Below are 19,173 nucleotides of genomic sequence, written 5' to 3'. Positions count from 1 at the left end.
TTTCAAAAGCATAAAAATCCCTCCCGCAGAAGTTTTATCTGCGGGAGGGGTTTTATTATCTTACATATTCGAAAATGCCTGCTGCGCCCATGCCGACCCCGATGCACATGGTGACCATGCCATATTTCGAATCGGGTCTACGTTTCATTTCCGACAACAGGCGCGCTGTCAGCATCGCACCAGAAGCGCCCAGAGGGTGTCCGAGCGATATCGCCCCGCCGTTTACATTCGTCTTATCGATGTCCAAGCCAGTTTTACGGATTGAGGCGACGGTCTGAGAAGCAAATGCTTCATTCAATTCCACCAGATCCATATCCTCAACTGATAGGTTGGCCTGCTCCAGCACTTCAGGGATAGCATATGCCGGCCCAATTCCCATTATTTTAGGATCGACGCCTACAGCTTTGAACCCGACGAACCTCGCAATTGGTGTCACCCCAAGCTCCTTCACCTTATCACCTGACATCAGAACGACGAAGCCGGTGCCATCGGTCAATGGGGCTGATGTACCTGCAGTCACTGTACCATCTGCCTTGAATACTGTACGCAGTTTCGACAGTCCCTCCATTGTAGTGTCCGGCCGTATATGTTCATCCGTTTTAAATTCCTCCTTGGTGACGACGGGACCACTCTGGTCATAAGAGACTCGTGTCACATCAATCGGGATAATTTCATCTTCAAAACGGCCCGCATCTAGTGCGGCCTTGGCACGCTGGTGGCTCTGCACTGCGTAAGCATCCTGATCTTCCCGGAGACTTCGAACTCTTCAGCCACCATCTCTGCGGTCAACCCCATCGGATAGGAGACACCTGAGTCCGCATCTTGAAGGATTGGACTGTTCGTAGGCTCATTCCCACCCATCGGTACAGCGCTCATCAGTTCAATTCCACCTGCCGCCAGAACATCTGCCTGACCTGCCTGAATCTGATTTGCTGCAATCGCAATCGTTTGAAGTCCCGATGAGCAGTAACGGTTTACAGTCTGTCCCGGTACACTGTTTGGCATTCCCGCAAGCAATGCAATGGATCGGGCTATATTTTGCCCCTGTAGTCCTTCTGGAAAAGCATTGCCCACTATGACATCTTCAACCATGGAAGATTCAAATCCCCCATCCACACGTTCCAGCACGCCTTTAAGTACTTGTGCCGCTATTTCATCTGGCCTATCGTGGAACATCGCGCCGTTTTTAGCTCTGCCTGCAGCAGAACGGCCATAAGCCACTATATATGCTTCCTGCATTAAGACTCATCCTTTCTTTTTAGCCGATCCATTAATTGCGTAGTGGTTTCCCTGTTTCAAGCATATGACTGATTCTTGCATGCGTCTTTTCATTCTGGAGTAGGCTCAAGAAACGCTCGCGCTCCAGCTTCTGGATATACCTTTGGTTCACATAGGTGTTTCGCGGTAGATTTCCACCCGCCAATGCTTCTCCAATTCTCAAAGTGATCTCATAATCATAGTCGCTGATGAAATGGCCGAGACGCTGTGCATCAAGTTGACCTTTGACAAGTGCAATGAAATCCTGGCCCAAAGCGATGTATTGCCCTTTTGTTTTAGGTATATAATTGGTTTTGGCTTCAAATCGTGCTTTTTCAAGCGCCACTTCAATACGCTTTTCTGAATTAAGCAGTATGGAATCTGTATCTCTCAAGTAGCCATACCTTTTCGCTTCATAAGCATTTGTCGAAACTTTAGCCAGACCGATGTTCATCAGTACTTCCGTCATCGATTCCTGCTTGTCATTATGCTTGTGGGAGGTGCTTAATATGCGATCCGCCATTTCAGCGAGTCCACCACCACTCGGCAGCAGGCCAACCCCGGTTTCCACCATTCCCATATAAGTTTCGCTTGCAGCTACGACAAACGGTGAATGCAACACCAGTTCACATCCTCCACCAAGTGCCTTACCTTGGACAGCAGTTACAACCGGCTTCAATGCATATTTCAAGCGGTTGAAGCTTTTATGGAGCTGATCAATGGCTGGGCCGACCAGTTCATCCACCTGTTTCATTTCATGCGCTTTCTTCATCATGTATAGATTTGCACCTACGCTGAAGTTCCGGCCATCAGCGTAGATGACCATACTTGAGAAATCTTCAGTTTCGAGCAAGTCTATGGCTTCGATCAGATCGCTTGAGAAGCCGTCCGAAATGATATTGTTGGCACTTTGCAGCTTCAACAGCAACTGATCGGAATGGACCACCGAAAGATTGGAATCTTCCCGGTCCCATATTTGACTATCTATGAACGATGCCACTGGAGCTGTCCGCTCAATGGTCTCGCCTACTTCATAAAACCCTGAAGTACGTTCCTCAATCCAGTCCGGTAACTCACCGAGTTCTTCCTTCATGCGGTTTTTAACACGTTCGAACCCCATAAGATCCCAGAGCTGGAACGGCCCCTTCTTCCAGTTGAATCCCCATACAAGCGCACGGTCTATATCTTTATAGTCAGAAGCAGCTTTCGGTACATTCAAAGCAGAATAATAGAAGTTGTTTCTGAGCGTCTCCCACATGAACAGTCCCGCTTCATCTTGAGCATTGAATATTACATCCATGTTCGCTTCCAGGTCTTTGCTGAACTGCCCCAGGATTTCAAACTGCGGCTGCTGTTGGGAGACATACTCATTCTGCTCCGGATCGAAGACGAGTATCTCCTTCTTATCCTTCTTGTAGAAGCCCTGCTTGGTCTTCCTGCCGAGTGCACCCTGTCCGACCAGTTTTTCAGCTATTTTGGTATCATGGAAGAATTCCTTTTCTTCGGGAATCTGCTGCAGTCCTTTTGTGACAGTGACAGCAATGTCCAATCCGACCAGGTCACTCAACCCGTAGGTCCCTGTACTTGGCCTGCCGATGCTGCGCCCTGTCAGAGCGTCCGTTTCCGTAATCGACATTCCTTGGTTTTCCGCGCGGTACATGATGTCATTCATCGTCGGGTCTGCAACCCGGTTGGCGACGAATCCTGGAACATCATTTGCAATCACCACGCCCTTACCGAGCTTGTCTTCAGCGAAAGCTTGCGCTTCATCGACCGACTGTTCAGATGTATCTTCAAGCGGAATGATTTCCACAAGCTTCATTATCCTTGGCGGGTTAAAGAAATGCATTCCAAAGAATCTTCTGCGTTCCTCTTCACCCAATACTTTCGCGATATAAGCAATCGGTATGCCGGAAGTGTTCGTTGCAAACAGAGCGTTATCTTTGGCAACACCCTTTACCTTATTCCACACATCATGTTTAATTTCCAACTCTTCCTTAACGGCTTCAATGAAGATATCCGAATCATCCTGCCCCTTCAAGTCATCCTCAAAGTTGCCGTAGGACAAGTTTGATGCAAAATCCAGGTCGAACAGCTGCGGACGTTTTTTATCCGTTATCGCTTCGTATGCTTTTTTTGAAACCTTGTTACGATCTTTGTCATCTGCCACTATATCCAATAATTTCACTTTCAAGCCGGCATTGACGAGCAGTGCAGCAATCTGACTGCCCATTACCCCAGCACCTAGAACAGTTGCTTTTCTTATCGTCATGGAAATACCCTCCAAATTATTTGATCTCCGATGTACTTTTGCCTTGTGGGCTTTAGATGAATGCAGAGTCGCCGGTCAATGCACGGCCTATCACCAATGCATTTATTTCATGGGTGCCTTCGTACGTGTAGACCGCTTCAGCATCCGAGAAGAACCTGGCGATATCATACTCGGCAAGAATACCATTGCCACCTGTGATGCCTCTGCCCATCGCCACAGATTCCCTTAGGCGTAATGCGTTCATCATCTTCGCAGTAGAGGTCGCCACTTCATCGTATTCACCCTTCTCCTGCATACGTGCAAGTTGTGCAGATAAAGTGATTGCCTGCGATAGGTTACCTTGCATCATGGCCAATTTTTCCTGGATCAATTGATACTTGCTGATTTCCTTGCCGAACTGTTTGCGTTTAGTCACATAATCAAGTGTGGCACGCAGCGCCCCTGCCATTGCGCCTGTCGCCATATATGCCACGCCAGCACGTGTCGAATAAAGGATTTTGGCGATATCTTTGAAGCTATTGATATTCTGCAGTCGATCCGCCTCTTCCACTACGACATCCTTTAAATGGATGTTGGCATTGGGTACGATTCTGAGTGCAATTTTATTCTCTATAATATCGATATCGACACCCTCCTGCTCGGCCGGATGATGAAACCTTTCGGCTTGCCGGTTTCAACATCAACCGCAAACAGAGGAATGACATCTGCTACATTCGCTCCCCGATCCATTTCTTCGCACCATTTATGATCCATTTGTCGCCCTCACGTTTTGCCGTCGTCTCCAGTCCTCCCGCTACATCGGATCCGTGCTCCGGTTCAGTCAATGCAAAACACGTTCTGAGTTCGTGGGACTGAAGTTTTGGAATATAGTGCGCAACCTGCTCTTTACTTCCTCCGAACAAGAAGGCGTTGTGACCAAGCCCCTGATGGACACCAAGCAAAGTCACCAGTGATACATCAAACCTGGCTACTGTGTAGGATAGGAAGAACTGGAACATCTGACTTGCCATCCTGGCGCCTTCCCGTCCTTCAAACAACAAAGGATTATTGAAATAATCAAGTTTGCCCATCTCTTCAAAGAAGCCTTCCGGAATGGTTGCATTTATCCAATGATCATTGATCGAACCCCGGTATTTACTCTCAAGTAAGTCGTTCAGTTGTTTTAAAAATTTCACTTCTCCTTCAGTGAGTTCCTTAGACACATTCAACAGATCTTCTGGATATAATTCCTTCAATAGTTCATCTTTAGTTGCCATTATATTTCCCCCATCATTTTATGATACCGCTTTCAAAATTGCTGTTTATTGCCTAGTGCACAAGCCCATTCTCCTGCGCTTTTTCGTTCATGAGTTTCTGGATGGCCATCCTATCCGGTTTTGCAGTCGAGTTCAACGGGATATCTGTCAGTTTCAGATACATCCTCGGAACTTTATAACCTGCCAACCTTTCCCTCATATGTGCGTTCAAGGCCTCTTCAAAACCTTCTTCATCCTCAGTCAGGACGACTGCTGCAGAGACCGATTCACCATATTTCGGGTGATCGAAGCCGACTACTATTGATTGCTTCACTAGCGGATGCTCTGACAATACCGATTCCACTTCAGATGGCAGAACATTTTCACCACCGGTGATGATCAGTTCTTTCTTACGGTTGACGATGAATATGTCGCCATCCTCATCTTTCCGGGCGAGGTCCCCTGTCAGGAAATAGCCATTGTGGAATGATTTTTCAGTCAGGTCCGGCTTATTCCAATAGCCTGGAGTTACGTTTTTCCCTTTGATTGCCAGTTCACCTATTTCATTCGTTCCAACTTCATTGCAATCATCATCGAGCAGCTTCATGTCGACATACATGATCGGCTTACCGATGCTCATGGGTTTCTTTTTGGCATTCTGCGGCGTATTGACCATCGTCAGAGGTGCCTCAGTCAGACCATAGCCATTGATCAGCGTGTGACCCATGCTTTCAAAGTGCCTCTGGACAGCTGGCAGCGGAGAGGACCCTCCCTGGATCAGGAACCTTATATTTTCAAAGTTTTTAATATCAAAGTTGTCCGCAAAAATCATACCATAGTACATCGTCGGTATTAATGTGAGGTAATCTGGTTTATGCTCCGCCATGAGATTATTCAACTGTGCCCCATCGTAATAGCGGTGCAACACGAGTGTGCCCCTACCATGATTGCCGGTAGCGCAGTATCGTTCAATCCGAGTACATGGAATAGCGGTGTCGTTAGGATTGTCTTATATGACGCATTGATCTTATAGGTCAGTGCTGTGTTCACAATATTGCTGATGAATGAATCATATGTGAACATCACTCCTTTGGGGAGTCCTGTCGTACCACTTGTATAGATTAGTGCTGCAAGCTCATCACTTTCAACATCGACGGTTTTGAAGGGCCTATGATTATCAGGGTGGCATATGTCATCATATTCTTTCGAATCGATATTCATATGAAGCAGACCTTCAGGAGTACCGGTCAGGCTTTCTTTATGTTTTTCTGCATATAAGATTAACTTGACGCCGGAATCTGAAATGACACTCTGAATCTCTTTTGGACTCAAACGCCAGTTCATCGGTAGAAATACAGCCCCCATCTTGAATGTCGCGAATAGCAGATCGAATATTGCTACATCATTAGGCGCAAATATCCCGACTACATCACCATGGCCAATACCTTGTTCCTTCAGGTGATTCGCCAAGTTTTCAGCACGCTTGTCCATATCCTGGTAAGACCACTCTGTCCCCTTCAGAGGATCTATTATTGCCGGCTTCACTTCATCATAGTCCGCTCGTGTCTTAATCCAATCGTAATTCATGTCTATCTTCCCCTTTGTTTGTGATTATTCTCCCTTTATGGAATATTGCAGTTTCCCCATGTTTCCTGATAGATTTCCGGATCCATTACTTTTATATCTTCTGCAATGATCGGTTTGAAATCCATCTGAGAAAGTACATCCTTTTCCAGTTGAAGCCCTGGTGCGATTTCAATGACTTTCAACCCTGCATCAGTCAACTCAAAGACTGCACGTTCTGTAACGTAGTAGACCTGCTGTCCGAGCTGTCTTGAATAAGCCGCATTGAAGTCCATGCTTTTGACGCTGTCTACGAACTTCCTGGTATGTCCCTCCTCTTTTATTTCAAGCGTCTTCTCACGGCACTCTGTCTTACTGCCTACGACCATGGTGCCTGAAAAGATCAATGTCCGGACAGTTTGGCTGATGTCTATAAAGCCGCCGCTGCCGTTCAGCCTCTCCCCAAAGGCCGAGACATTGACATTGCCATGACGGTCGATTTCCGCAAAACTCAAGTATGCGATGTCGAGACCATCATTGAATATGAAATCCCAAGTCATGTCATGGCGTATTCTGGCATCCAAGTTGTAGTTCATGCCGAAGCGATTACCGCTGCCGAACATGCCGCCGAAAATACCAGTATCGATGTTCAGATTCACAAGCTCACCCACCTTCTCTTCACGCAACAGGTTGGAGAGCTCGTTATTGATCCCATAACCGATGCTTACACCATCTCCCGGTGAAAGGAATTGGGCTGAGCGCCTAAGAATTATTTTACGAGCGTCAAACTTCGGGAAACCTTGTCTAGGCTCTGCAATCCTATAATGACCCGCCAAGGCCGGATCATAATAGTCCTGTATCACCTGCTTGTGGTATTTAGGGTCTTCGTTGACGACCACGTAATCTACAAGTTCGGCAGGTATAAATACGTCTTTTGGATTATAGCTGCCATTCTTGATGATTTCTTTCACCTGGACGATTATCTTGCCGTTATTACTGCGCGCTGCCGCAGCTGCAGCATACCCTTCTCCGAGGTGGGATTCATGGGTCATGTAGATGTTGCCCTTCTCATCCGCATAAGTTCCCCTCAATAACGCAACATCAATTTTGGGGAATTTATAATGCAGATATTCCTCACCATCGATATCAATGACTGACACTATATCTTCCCTAGTCACATCATTTGCTCTGCCACCCGAATACCTTGGATCAACAACTGTGTTCAACCCAATCTTAGAAATCATGCCCGGTGAAGCCGATGACTGATGGCGATACTGGGTGGCGATAATGCCTTGGGGCAGGAAATACATTTCTATTTCATTATTTTTAACCGCCTTAACTGTAAACGGCGATGCTATCACCAAACTTGTGATGATGCGTTTGACCATCCCCCGTGTCACAAAGGAATCCAAATCGAATCCATCATCAAAATCACTGATGTCGTTCGAAACGACAAACGTAAGATCATTTACTTTCTTATTCTCATCATGCTGTTCTGCCAAGTTTTTAAGAATTTCGACTGGCATATTACCCACTGATAGAGCAGCTATCGAAATGACATCCCCTGTTTTAACGACATGCTCTAAATCATTGTATGAAATAATCTTCATATCCCATTCTCCCGACATTTTTTATTCCAACAACACTTTTAACATATAACATCCCCCTGTTTATGTTGACCTTACAATTTTAAATGTATCATCATGATTATAAATTGTAAACGTTTTCATTTCAGAAATATCAAAATTTTCCCATCACAAAGTTTTATATCTGATTATATAACCTAGTACTAATTAGGCTCTAAACCCTGATTTTACAAGCATTTCAGATCGGCATGAGCGATAAGAGTATGTAATATCCAAGGACAAAAATAAAAGTGTAAATATGAAATAATCGAGTATTGACTTTTGTGTTGAAAAATGGCCAAGAGAATGTTTTGTTGAAGTTTAAGCACTACCTTCCCTACCACCGCAAACTATTAAAGCATTTTTTTAAACTATGCTAACGATTTCCTTTTAGGCATTTGAATGCTAAAATTTACACCAATAGATTTTAGGGGGTATTAATAGTGGAGTTAAAGGATAAACTTTTTAGGAAACTGGAAGATAAAAAGCAGGATATGATTGAAACCAGAAGATTTCTGCATGAAAATCCCGAGTTGTCATTTGAGGAGCATAACACTGCGAAGTTCATTGAAGACTTCTATCACGATAAGGACGTCAAAGTTACAAATAATGTGGGTAATGGATACGGTATCATCGTTGAAATCAGTGGTAAGGGGCCGGGCCGGGTAATCGGGTTGCGCGCTGATTTCGATGCGCTTCCCATAGAGGAAGAAGCGGATGTTCCCTTCAAGTCTAAAAATGAAGGCGTGATGCATGCTTGCGGCCACGATGTACATACTGCCTATATGCTCCACTTGGGTGAAGCACTCATTGAACTCAAGGAGGAATGGTCAGGCACCATAAAACTGATTCATCAACATGCTGAAGAAGTCCCTCCCGGTGGTGCAAAAAGCATTGTTGAATCAGGCATGCTCGATGACTTGGATGAAATTTACGGCATTCATATCTTCCCAGCATTCGATACTGGTACCATCGCCCTCGTTCCCGGCAACGCAATGGCCGGCAGATCGAATTTCACTTTGACCATCCAAGGCTCTGGTGGTCATGGCGCCATGCCGCATACTACCCATGATGCCCTGGTTGCCGGTTCGTACTTCGTCACAGAAGCCCAGACCATCGTGTCGCGACGCATGGACCCAAACGATTCAGTAGTCGTATCCGTCACAGCATTCGATGCGCCTGGCGGATTTAATGTCATACAGGATAAAGTCGTGCTGCGCGGAACTGTCCGTTACTTGGATGAAGATAATAAAGTGCCTGCATACGAGGCAATGAAGAAGATCACCACAGGCATCGAAACCTCTTTCGATGTCGAGTGCACGCTTGATTACCTATATGACTATCCCGTCACATACAACCATCCGAGGGAAACCCAGTATGTAGAAGATATACTCAAAAAGAGCATCGGGTCTTATATTGATGAGATAACCCATCCCAAACCTTTCAGTGGCTCAGAAGATTTCTCCTACTACCTTGAAAAGATTCCAGGCACTTTCATAAACGTCGGCGCCAACCTGAAGGCATGGAAGACCCATACCCCAACCATCACCCTAAATTTTTGGTAAACGAAGACTCTTTATTGATCAGTGCAAAAACGCTCGGTGAAATTGTTCTGGAAAGACTTAAGGGATGATGAGAATTGTGCTCGATATATATGTAATGAGATAAGGAAGCACAGAGAGTTATATAACTGCTTAAAGGAGTAATATCCAAGGGAGTAAGCACCTCCCTTGAAAATCTATGTATCCTCCCTCAACCGAGGGAGGCATTTTTTATTAACTAAACGTACCCCAATCTGGTCCGACCTCACCAGTAATACTATTCCAAGTTTTAACAGGCAGATATTTTGTCTGACCATTTACATAGTATTCAATCCAGATGTGATTATCTTGCCTCAATAGATAACTGTACTCTGTCGACCAACCTGGATTTGCGTAGCCCCCTTTGGGGCAGAGAGGAATGGACTGCCAATGCGGGACATGATCCGTGTGCCTCCAACTTTAAAGGTTCCACTTGTTTTAAGATATTGCGTGCCATATTGATTAGTCTGCCATTCTTCTTCAGGTGCAGGCGCGCCTACATTTGAGAGTGTCTTGAATTTCACGCCAAAGTAGTCACATACCGCTTTGACATCACAGTCCGCCATATCTGTAATGTACCGTTCTTGTTTATTTCCGAAGATAAGTGGAAAATCTAAGCTGTTTGTCATGAACCCATGCTCCACCAGGACCATCGGAAAAGTAGTGGATTCCCTGATGATGTGAAGGTTTGTCCAAGAATTATATTGGGCCGCATGCAGTCCATTGCCATGGACGCTGAACCCCTTCTCTTTCATATTGCTGATGATGTTCGTTGCGAACTGTTTACCTTGTCTACTGGTATACCAGTAGAATGCACAACGCCCATTTGCACTTTCTGTCCCAGCATTCGCGTGTAGGGAGATTCCAAGATCTGGACGCTTGCTGTCATAGTAGTTGGTGCGATTCACCAGATATACATCTTTGCTGTCGAATGGCTGTGCCATGATGACCTTAAAACCGTTATATTCAAGCAGACGTTTCACACGCTTCCCCAGCTTATTGTTAAAATCAAATTCGGCATATCCCTTTCCATCTCTGTAGACGCCTTTACCTGGCGGGAATGTGTTGTTCCCATGTCCAATATCCAATGCAATTACTTTACTCATATTCAACACTCCTTGATTTTTTTAAATTCGGCATAAAAAAGACACCCTATTTCAGAGTGCCTGTCGTAAATCCTTCTCTATTGTTCGCAACTTCCCACGCACCTGTTGCCATCAGACCACTGATCAACCCTGCGGCTACCCTGCCGCCCATTGATAAATCAGCGCCCAGTTCGGGCACGAATGTAGTCAAGGCGCCAAAGCCTGCACCGATTGTTACGCTTATCAACGGCAGAAAGTTCTTCTTTATCTTTTGGGTACGTTTCAACACTTCTACGAGGCCGAGTGTGACACTTGCTATGACTCCACTGAACAGCAGTATTCCTTCCATCATTTTCACCTCCTTTCATTATATGAAGATGAACCCAAGTACAAATATAATGAATGGCACCAATACCCCCGCTGAAAAACCGGCTGCCCATTTCAATGTCAGTTTGAGCTCTTTCACCTTTTTCTCGTTTTGTCGGCACATATCAAATGCCTTATTGGACTTGTCATACGCCTCATCTGCCCGCTCCCATATCTGCTCCAATCCGCTCAGTTTGCCATCTATCTGTCCCAAGCGGTCAAATAGCTTAATGGCAATATCTTTCTCATCCACTGGCATCAAATCACCCCTTCATGTATATTCAAGCGCATATTGACCACCCCCTTTTTTCATAAAAAGAGGCCGCTTCTCAGCAGACCCATATCTTTAGTATGCCTTTCCGGTAATGCAGATAGATCATCAGAGATAACTTGGCCGACAGATTCTCCCCTCACCGCTTCACCCCCTACTTTTTGTGTATTGTTCTATTCAATATCGTTAATGTTTGCCAACAAACAAAAAAGACACTCACATGAGTGTCTTCGCAGTATTTGAATTTAAAACGAGATCAATGTAGGAAAATTATGCGGCCAAGCATTTCATCTTCTCTATCCACCTTTAATTCTACAGCAGGTCCCCCATATCCTCATCATTTTTATAACAATTTCATCATTTTCAACTTTTTCAGTCCTTCATCAACAAGCATGCATCCTTCATGATCTGGTAGACGCGTGTCGTTGACACCCCAACTTCTTCCGCGATGCTTTGGTACGTCATGCCATCGAGCCTTAGGTTGAAGACCAGCGCCATACGTTCATCTGTAATACGGCTCCATCTATTCTGATATATCGTGCTTTCGCTTCAAGACGGGATAGTTCAGCCCCCATCTTCAGCCGCCTTTCAACTTCATTGTGTACCGGGTCACTGGTTGTGCCCTGTGCTTTTGGCATGACGGATTCGATGCCATATTGAGCAGTCGCTCCACCACCTACATCTGACTTATATTGCACGCGTAATTCTTTTATTTTCGAGATATAATACGGATAACTATTGATCATATCCATAATCTTTTCTGTCGAGTATGTTTCAGTTGCATATTTCATAATTCAACTACACCCCATTTTAAAGTTTGATTGTGGCTGGGAGCACAAGAGCTTCTCCACGAATCATCTTGCGTACTCTTCTATATATCGTTTCATTCTCAAATACGAGCAAGCTTTGTAATGGCTCAACGCCTCTCTTATGAACAGTTCTGCTTATTGTATATACGTTCTTTTTGTCATGTCTTCTATCCGCCGCTTCTGAACGCCTTAATCATCTTTTGAATCTCAGGGTCTTCATCCGCTGTCTTGATTGATTCTGGTGCCCCACTAGGTTTCGATCTGTTCTCATCATTCAACCACGAGGGTGCCACTTCACCCGGTTGCTCACGTTGTTTCTGTTGGTAAGAGTGCTGCATGCGCTTTAGATTGTCACGTTCAAACCGCCGTTTGTCCGCTTTGACTTTTTCTATAGTATCTAAGCCGTCAGCCTGCCAACGGTATAAAATCCTGTTGATATAGCTGTGATGCTTTTTGCCTGCATCATAAGTTTCTTTCATGGCCTCAATGATAATTTCTGGGGAATGCCTCTTTAACCAATCCTCCACTTGTGCATTTAAAGCACCAGCTACTGCACCGAAGCCAAAATACTCGTATGCTTGAAATATCTTCCCGACACGTGCGCCATAAGTCATGGATGCATCTGGTTTATCATCATTATTGTTCATTATTAATGCGTTATTAGCCTTATCGTCATTATTGTTTGTGCGTCCTTGTGTCACTTGCGTGTACTCGGCGCGTCCTTCTTGTATCTTTTCAGATGCTTTCCGGTGTCTTTTCTGTATATCTCCATTTTGATAAACATCATAATTAACGACGGTCAGGAGCGTCTTTTTGGTGTCTTTTTCTGTAAGTATCATCCCATCGCTCTCCAATAATTTAAGAAAACCATCAACCTTCGTTCTCGACCAGCCCCAACGTTCTCCAAGCTGGCGTATACTGGTTATCCTTTGTCCTCTTTCGACTCGAATCAATTCATTATCACACATCACTTTGTTGTCTTTATGATTGACCATCAACAGTAAATTGGCCCAGGCCTCGAACTTAGAGAATTTTCGTTTTTCCTGAAAAAGCCAATGATCTTCTATACACCGGTGTAGACTGATCCAACCAGTCATGCAATCATCCCCATTCTTCTTGCTTCATTTCTTCAGTTATTCATTCAGTAGCCAGTTCATCGTTGATTTCTTTTCTGGATCACTGCATATTCCACTTCGATTTGATTTAATTCAGGCCGCTAATAAGTTACTCTTAAAGAGTAACTTTAAGGCAAAAATTTTTATTTGATTGCTGTGACTTATAATACAATCAATGTACTTTTAAACCTTAAAATATGCATCCTGATACCTTTTATTATAATACTCTTAGTGAGTAAGTCAATAAATATATTACTCTTTATGTATAAATAACTTTCTCTATTAGAGTAAATGACATATACTTATCATGTGAGCAACATCTAGGAAAGCGGGGAGCGCCATGAATAGAGACCGTCTGATACATCTGAGGGAAAAGAAGGGATGGACCAAGGCTGAAAGTGCGCGTAGATTAAGCATAGCTACCAGCACTTATTCAAGCTACGAATATGGCCATCGAAAGCCTGACAGTGAAATGCTTGTAAAGATAGCTAAACTGCACGATGTGTCCACCGACTATCTGCTTGGAAATGATCGGGAAGAGAAAGCGAACTCGCTGCAAGAAGCTGACGTTCTAATGTTTTCTAATAAAGAGGGATTTGATAATCTTTCAGAAGCAGACAAGCAGGAGTTAAGGGAATTATTGAATGATCAGTTGGAGTTCTGGATTGAGAAGAAGAACAAGGGGAAATAACGTGCTGTCGTAGATAATCGTGAATATGGGTTTCTACACGAAATACAATGGTTAGTCCTCACTAGAAAGTGCTTTAGAACTACTTCAGTATTCAAAGACAATAATAAGCTGACCACATAGGCTTCAGGTGGTCAGATATTTTTTAAAATAAAACCGAACATACGTTCCTTAAGGGGGATTTTATGAGAATTGAGAAAGTCGTCAACGAAGTGGTTGATACTTGCGTTACAGATAACTTGGATTTGAACATCCCTCACCTATCTTACATGTTTTCCGCACACATCATGTATAACGATCATACAAGTTTTTATTATAATAAGCAGGGGGTGGACATCATCGCCATTAAGGTTGGCGACCCTTTTGAAATGTGGCAATCGTTTTGCCATGAAGTTGGGCATATGTTCCTCCATTGCACCAATCAACAGCTAATGCCTCATGCGTTCAACTATAAGCAGGAAGCTGAGGCCGAGAAATTTGCATTGCTGCTGATGATGCCGGAAAAACTGATCATGCGCCATAAATTATATGAAGCACAGGATATTGCGAATTATTTTGAAGTTCCAATCGACTTGGCTATGCAACGTATGGAGATGCTGATTGAATATACGCGTGCAAATACCTTTGACTAACATACTTAAGGTTTCTATCGATAATCAATCAATGAAATCATCATTTCCTTTTCTTTCCTATCAGTATGAGGATGAAGAAGAGTACCACTGCAATCAGGATGCCATACATGATCTTTGAGTAGATATCCATATACCCGACAATCGTCTGCCAGGAGCCACTGACCGAAGCGCCGAGATACACAAGGACAGTATTCCAAATTAGAGTCCCTAAAGTGGTCAACGCAAGAAACAGCATGATATTCATTCGTGCCATCCCTGCAGGAATCGATATGATGCTGCGCATCACAGGGATGAAGCGGCTTACGAGAACTGCCCCTATTTCATATTTACTAAACCAGTCATTGTATTTACGGAGATCTTCCTGATCGAGGCGGAAGATATGCCCCCACTTGCCGACAGCCTTTTCCATCCGCTTCTGGCCTTGAGACATGCCGAAGTAATATAATGCAGTGGCACCTGCGACGGAACCGATGGTCGATGAAACGACAACACCAGTCATGCTCAAGTTTGATTCAGTTGTTGTGAACCCGCTGAAACTCAGCACGACTTCAGAAGGTATCGGTGGAAAAATATTTTCCAAAGCCATCAAAAACGCGATGCCGATATAGCCAAAATTATTTATGATATAGGTAAGCAGGCTTTCCATTTATCCTCCTTAACCACACCCAGATTATGGATGAAGTATACTTCACATGTCCTTTTCAATTACCCGTATTTGATCTCATTATGCTGTAATTGTTTAACACCATGGATAATATGGTAATAATAAATAAATGAACAGACAAAGGAGTGTTTGATCATGTCAGAAGAAAATAAGAATCAACAGGAACAGATGAAAGAAGTAGCAGAGCAGAAGGCAGAAGAAGGTAAAAGACAGAAAGAGCAGATGAAGGAAAAAGCTCAGGCTAAACAAAGTGATTATAGAGATGAAAAATCAAAAGACCTCGCTAAACATGTCGAAACACAAGGAAGAGCCCCTGATGTAGAAGATCAGGCAGAGCTGGAAAAAGGCGAAAATCCGTCCAATCAATACAGATAAACACACTACAAAATACAGGTGCACCATCTAGGGTGTACCTGTATTTTTAATTGCATGTACACTATTTAATTGCATGTACACTATTTAGTTGAATATATAGGATTTCGAATGCGATGTCTGAGTTGCATTGCAACGGATTGAGTCAGTGATATCTGAAATGAAGGTAACATTACTAAAATTTCAAGAAACATAAAAAAACCCCGAAACCAAAAGGTTTCAGAGTTGAGTACGGACAGTGAGGGATTCGAACCCTCGATACGGGGTTACCGTATACACGCGTTCCAGGCGTGCGCCTTAAGCCACTCGGCCAACTGTCCAAGATTTAAAAAGAAGTGAGAGTTCTCACTTCAGTATGACCCGTACGGGACTCGAACCCGTGTTACCGCCGTGAAAGGGCGGTGTCTTAACCGCTTGACCAACGGGCCATGGCTCCACAGGTAGGATTCGAACCTACGACCGATCGGTTAACAGCCGATAGCTCTACCACTGAGCTACTGTGGAATAAATTGGAGCGGGTGATCGGAATCGAACCGACAACATCAGCTTGGAAGGCTGAGGTTATACCATTTAACTACACCCGCTTTAAAAAATGGGGCGGCTGATGGGTTTCGAACCCACGCATGCCGGAACCACAATCCGGTGTGTTAACCACTTCACCACAACCGCCATTATTTAAAGATGGTTCAGGACGGAATCGAACCGCCGACACTGTGAGCTTCAATCACATGCTCTACCGACTGAGCTACTGAACCTTACTGTATTTAAGTTTTATATAATCAAAATATGGCGGTCCCGACGGGAATCGAACCCGCGATCTCCTGCGTGACAGGCAGGCATGTTAACCGCTACACCACGGGACCTTTTATATGTAAACAGAAAAAAATTGCGGGAGGTGGATTTGAACCACCGACCTCCGGGTTATGAGCCCGACGAGCTACCGAACTGCTCCATCCCGCGATAATATTATTACGTTTTTAACGTCTGATACATATACTAAAGGTTTTCTATTTTGTTTTCAAGTAATTTCATGAATTTACTTGAGTAAAATTTACACTTTATCCCCTACTCTAACACACTATCGAGTTTTTCCATCACTCCCCCTCTACTTTAGAGTCTTAAAATGAAAAAACTTAGATATACATTCACTTTATATCATCGCCTTAATATTATCGTTCAACAGATCTTAATATTAAATCTTTTGACCCTCTGCTATCCAACTCTCATCAACGCTTTCATGACGTTTTCATTGCGGCTTCTGAAACTAATTTTTCAATCATTATACTATTAATATTTCACTTTATATACTGTATAAATATGAAATAAATCACATTGAGTCCTTTGAAAGCCGTGTACGCGTTTGAAATACTAATCAATCTTCTATATAGTATAAATGTCGGTTAATTATAAAATTTCAAAAGAATGGAGATGATATTTATGGGATCTGTGCAAGTGACAGATCAGCAGAACACTCATAATGTCGAAGAAAGTGATTACTCACTGAACAAAGTTCCCTATAAAGAACGGAACATGGACTGGTTAAGCATAACCAACATTACCTTCGGGATTGCTACTGCTATCTTCTATTTCCAACTTGGCAGTGTGATGGCATTGCAATTTGGTGCAATCAACGCCCTCATTTCAGCAGGATATGCGATTGTAGTCGCAGGTATCATGGCGACCATCATCTCTTATCTATCTGCACGATCGGGCATGAACGTGAACTTGATGTCCAGAGGTGGCGGATTCGGCTACATAGGCGCCTCGTTGACCTCTTTGATATATGCTTCAAACTTTATTATGTATTGTGCTTTTGAAGGGATGATACTGGTCTACGCGGTGCACGAATTTTTCCCGGTCATACCGAAGTGGGTGCTGATTGTGGTATTCGGTTCCCTCGTCATTCCTTTGAACTGGTTTGGCATCAAACAATTGGATAAGTTGCAGAAATGGTCTCTGCCTATATTTTTCGCCTTTTTGATTGGCGCAATTACAGTCGCTCTCTTTACAACATCACTTTATGATGGGGCATTCTGGACATACATGCCTGAAGGCGTCCAAGTAGGCGGCACAGCACTCTTGATGTGCATTGGTATGCAGCACGGTATCATGGGGCTCACTGCCCTACTTGCATCTGATTATGCACGGTTCTTGAAGCCTGAACACATCAAGCTTGGATCGGTCGCTATCGGATTCATCCCGCAGATCTTCTGCTACGGAGTAATGGGCGGTTTAGGTATCTGGTTCGGAGTAAGACTTGCTGAACCAAACCCTGGAGTCTATATAGTACAGCTCCTCGGTATTGGCGGGGCATTGTTTACAATGCTTACACAAGTTCGCATCAATGTGACGAACATATACAGCAGCTCATTGTCCCTATCCAATTTCTTTGAGAACGTATTCCGCTTCACACCAGGACGCAGGTTCTGGATCGTTGTAGCTGGGATGACTGCCATGGCGCTGATGCTTGGCGGCATCGTCGATCACCTTGATGCAGCCCTTACATTCCAAGGGGTATTCCTCCTTGCCTGGGCTTCAGTCCTGATTACGGATGCACTCATCGTTAAGATGCTGCTCAAGATTGGGCCTGCATTCTACGAAGCCCGCCAGGACAACCTGTATAAATGGAACCCTGTCGGTGTGGTATCATTGATTATCGCGAGCGTACTCGGCACTGTAGCAGCATTAGGCTATATGGGGCCGTTCCTGGCCAACACCGCAGCCTTCTTCGCTTCTCTTCTGGCTGCCCTGTTGACGGTTCTCATCGCTGTTGTTACAAAAGGTGGATATTATCTTAAAACAGATGTAGATGATGTCAATGAAGAAGATTATCTATTCAAGCCGAAATCGTATAAGAGAAAAACTTACAGCGTGAAGCGCCCTGTATTCCTGAATGCCGAGCGCATCCAAAAATAAGCTGACAAGAAGCAGAGGGATATCCCCCTGCTTTTTATAATGTCTACAGATCATAATACTCTTTACAACATACAAGGCACCCTATTTTAGTTTGAATGCTGTTCCAAAGGGAATAACTATATAAAACTTAGGAGGCATTGTATATGTATAAGAACCAATATAAACCTTTTGAAACTGAGGAAGATGCAGCACTTTACCTTGATAATTACATCGAACTGAAACAGTATGCAGTCTTTTCAAACCAGAATCTATCTAAACTAAGAGAACAATTCCCTGAATTGGATATCGTCGATAACGAATCACATGATCTTGAAGACAGGGTCTCACAACTGGATTTCAATGAAGGAAACAAAGAAGATTTCATGGAACACTATGATGCTGGTGAAGTCATCATTTTTGAACGACTCGAGGACACAGATCCACTGAAGACCGAGCAGGACGAATCCAGTGAGAAGCAGACCAACGTCAAACCGCGTGATGAGTACGATACTGAAATTGTAGATACAAACACAGGATCACGTTCCATGATGGAAGTGAAGAATAACGACCCATCAAACACAGATAGACGCGATGGCGAAGCTGCCTACTTCAGAAAAAGTGATCAAGAAGAAGAAGAGTTTCTAAAGGATAAATAAAAAAACACATGACCGCGGTAGACTAACCTAATTATTTGAGACAATATAAAACCCCGCAACCTTATGGTGAGGTGCACCCCTAAAGTTG

16 protein-coding genes, 8 tRNA genes and 3 pseudogenes are annotated in these 19,173 nt (G+C 44.0%); 6 read left to right on the top strand and 21 right to left on the bottom strand.

The window, feature by feature from the left end:
- Positions 1–55: 55 nt before the first annotated feature.
- The 5 genes and pseudogenes from ACYF68_RS06250 to fadX all read right to left on the bottom strand — a co-directional run bounded on the left by ACYF68_RS06250 (position 56) and on the right by fadX (position 7,937).
- Positions 56–1,239: pseudogene (locus tag ACYF68_RS06250) on the bottom strand (thiolase family protein).
- A 31-nt stretch (positions 1,240–1,270) separates the two neighbouring features.
- Complete coding sequence (gene fadB, locus ACYF68_RS06245) at positions 1,271–3,529, bottom strand: 3-hydroxyacyl-CoA dehydrogenase/crotonase FadB (RefSeq protein ID WP_461045817.1); 2,259 nt, start codon at positions 3,527–3,529, stop codon at positions 1,271–1,273.
- 52 nt (positions 3,530–3,581) lie between these two features.
- Positions 3,582–4,785, bottom strand: a pseudogene (fadE, locus tag ACYF68_RS06240) (acyl-CoA dehydrogenase FadE).
- Positions 4,786–4,837: 52 nt separating this feature from the next.
- Positions 4,838–6,351, bottom strand: a pseudogene (fadD, locus tag ACYF68_RS06235) (long-chain-fatty-acid--CoA ligase FadD).
- A gap of 35 nt (positions 6,352–6,386) precedes the next feature.
- A complete protein-coding gene (fadX, locus tag ACYF68_RS06230; protein ID WP_461045815.1) occupies positions 6,387–7,937 on the bottom strand; it encodes a fatty acid degradation protein FadX in 1,551 nt (516 codons plus the stop codon).
- Positions 7,938–8,395: 458 nt separating this feature from the next.
- Here fadX and ACYF68_RS06225 point away from each other — a divergent pair, with 458 nt between their 5' ends.
- The gene (locus tag ACYF68_RS06225) at positions 8,396–9,517 is read left to right on the top strand and encodes an amidohydrolase (protein WP_461045813.1); all 1,122 of its coding nucleotides are present in this window, start codon (positions 8,396–8,398) and stop codon (positions 9,515–9,517) included.
- A gap of 210 nt (positions 9,518–9,727) precedes the next feature.
- Here the strand turns inward: ACYF68_RS06225 and ACYF68_RS06220 are convergent, their stop codons facing one another.
- The 7 genes from ACYF68_RS06220 to ACYF68_RS06190 all read right to left on the bottom strand — a co-directional run bounded on the left by ACYF68_RS06220 (position 9,728) and on the right by ACYF68_RS06190 (position 13,160).
- A complete protein-coding gene (locus ACYF68_RS06220; protein WP_461045811.1) occupies positions 9,728–9,850 on the bottom strand; it encodes a hypothetical protein in 123 nt (40 codons plus the stop codon).
- Entirely contained in the window at positions 9,847–10,638 is a 792-nt protein-coding gene (locus tag ACYF68_RS06215) for an N-acetylmuramoyl-L-alanine amidase family protein (RefSeq protein WP_461045809.1), read from the bottom strand. Before ACYF68_RS06215 ends, ACYF68_RS06220 begins: the two co-directional genes overlap by 4 nt.
- A 46-nt stretch (positions 10,639–10,684) precedes the next feature.
- Entirely contained in the window at positions 10,685–10,969 is a 285-nt protein-coding gene (locus tag ACYF68_RS06210) for a holin (protein ID WP_461045808.1), read from the bottom strand.
- A 15-nt stretch (positions 10,970–10,984) separates the two neighbouring features.
- Positions 10,985–11,242, bottom strand: a complete 258-nt coding sequence (locus ACYF68_RS06205; RefSeq protein ID WP_461045806.1) for a hypothetical protein — start codon at positions 11,240–11,242, stop codon at positions 10,985–10,987.
- A 384-nt stretch (positions 11,243–11,626) separates the two neighbouring features.
- Positions 11,627–11,719 (bottom strand): sigma factor-like helix-turn-helix DNA-binding protein, encoded by a 93-nt coding sequence (locus ACYF68_RS06200; RefSeq protein ID WP_461045804.1) that lies wholly within the window; start codon positions 11,717–11,719, stop codon positions 11,627–11,629.
- Between the two features lie 11 nt (positions 11,720–11,730).
- The gene (locus ACYF68_RS06195; protein WP_461045802.1) at positions 11,731–12,045 is read right to left on the bottom strand and encodes a hypothetical protein; all 315 of its coding nucleotides are present in this window, start codon (positions 12,043–12,045) and stop codon (positions 11,731–11,733) included.
- A gap of 185 nt (positions 12,046–12,230) precedes the next feature.
- Positions 12,231–13,160: a DnaD domain-containing protein gene (locus tag ACYF68_RS06190; RefSeq protein WP_461045800.1), complete on the bottom strand. Its 930-nt coding sequence runs from the start codon at positions 13,158–13,160 to the stop codon at positions 12,231–12,233.
- Between the two features lie 358 nt (positions 13,161–13,518).
- On the opposite strand from ACYF68_RS06190, the gene ACYF68_RS06185 reads away from it, so the two are divergent.
- Together ACYF68_RS06185 and ACYF68_RS06180 are read left to right on the top strand one after the other, a co-directional pair.
- Positions 13,519–13,869: a helix-turn-helix domain-containing protein gene (locus tag ACYF68_RS06185; protein WP_461045798.1), complete on the top strand. Its 351-nt coding sequence runs from the start codon at positions 13,519–13,521 to the stop codon at positions 13,867–13,869.
- 182 nt (positions 13,870–14,051) lie between these two features.
- Positions 14,052–14,498, top strand: a complete 447-nt coding sequence (locus ACYF68_RS06180; protein ID WP_461045796.1) for an ImmA/IrrE family metallo-endopeptidase — start codon at positions 14,052–14,054, stop codon at positions 14,496–14,498.
- Between the two features lie 40 nt (positions 14,499–14,538).
- On the opposite strand, the gene ACYF68_RS06175 is transcribed toward ACYF68_RS06180, so the two are convergent.
- A complete protein-coding gene (locus tag ACYF68_RS06175; RefSeq protein ID WP_461045794.1) occupies positions 14,539–15,144 on the bottom strand; it encodes a DedA family protein in 606 nt (201 codons plus the stop codon).
- A 153-nt stretch (positions 15,145–15,297) separates the two neighbouring features.
- Here ACYF68_RS06175 and ACYF68_RS06170 point away from each other — a divergent pair, with 153 nt between their 5' ends.
- On the top strand, positions 15,298–15,537 hold the full coding sequence (locus ACYF68_RS06170; RefSeq protein WP_344702378.1) for a hypothetical protein: 240 nt from the start codon (positions 15,298–15,300) through the stop codon (positions 15,535–15,537).
- Between the two features lie 229 nt (positions 15,538–15,766).
- Here ACYF68_RS06170 and ACYF68_RS06165 read toward each other — a convergent pair.
- The 8 genes from ACYF68_RS06165 to ACYF68_RS06130 all read right to left on the bottom strand — a co-directional run bounded on the left by ACYF68_RS06165 (position 15,767) and on the right by ACYF68_RS06130 (position 16,494).
- Positions 15,767–15,854, bottom strand: a tRNA-Ser gene (locus tag ACYF68_RS06165).
- 36 nt (positions 15,855–15,890) lie between these two features.
- A tRNA-Glu gene (locus ACYF68_RS06160) sits at positions 15,891–15,962 on the bottom strand.
- 1 nt (position 15,963) lies between these two features.
- Positions 15,964–16,038, bottom strand: a tRNA-Asn gene (locus ACYF68_RS06155).
- A gap of 6 nt (positions 16,039–16,044) precedes the next feature.
- A tRNA-Gly gene (locus tag ACYF68_RS06150) sits at positions 16,045–16,118 on the bottom strand.
- 9 nt (positions 16,119–16,127) lie between these two features.
- Positions 16,128–16,203 (bottom strand) — tRNA-His (locus tag ACYF68_RS06145).
- Between the two features lie 13 nt (positions 16,204–16,216).
- Positions 16,217–16,289, bottom strand: a tRNA-Phe gene (locus ACYF68_RS06140).
- Between the two features lie 32 nt (positions 16,290–16,321).
- Positions 16,322–16,397 (bottom strand) — tRNA-Asp (locus ACYF68_RS06135).
- 23 nt (positions 16,398–16,420) lie between these two features.
- A tRNA-Met gene (locus ACYF68_RS06130) sits at positions 16,421–16,494 on the bottom strand.
- A gap of 477 nt (positions 16,495–16,971) precedes the next feature.
- On the opposite strand from ACYF68_RS06130, the gene ACYF68_RS06125 reads away from it, so the two are divergent.
- A complete protein-coding gene (locus tag ACYF68_RS06125) occupies positions 16,972–18,450 on the top strand; it encodes a purine-cytosine permease family protein (RefSeq protein WP_461045792.1) in 1,479 nt (492 codons plus the stop codon).
- 143 nt (positions 18,451–18,593) lie between these two features.
- Entirely contained in the window at positions 18,594–19,085 is a 492-nt protein-coding gene (locus tag ACYF68_RS06120; RefSeq protein WP_461045790.1) for a hypothetical protein, read from the top strand.
- The last annotated feature ends 88 nt before the right edge of the window (positions 19,086–19,173 follow it).

This window comes from Salinicoccus sp. CNSTN-B1, from assembly GCF_054792835.1.
Note: the sequence above shows the minus strand (reverse complement) of the source record. Positions and strands in the feature narration are given on the sequence as shown.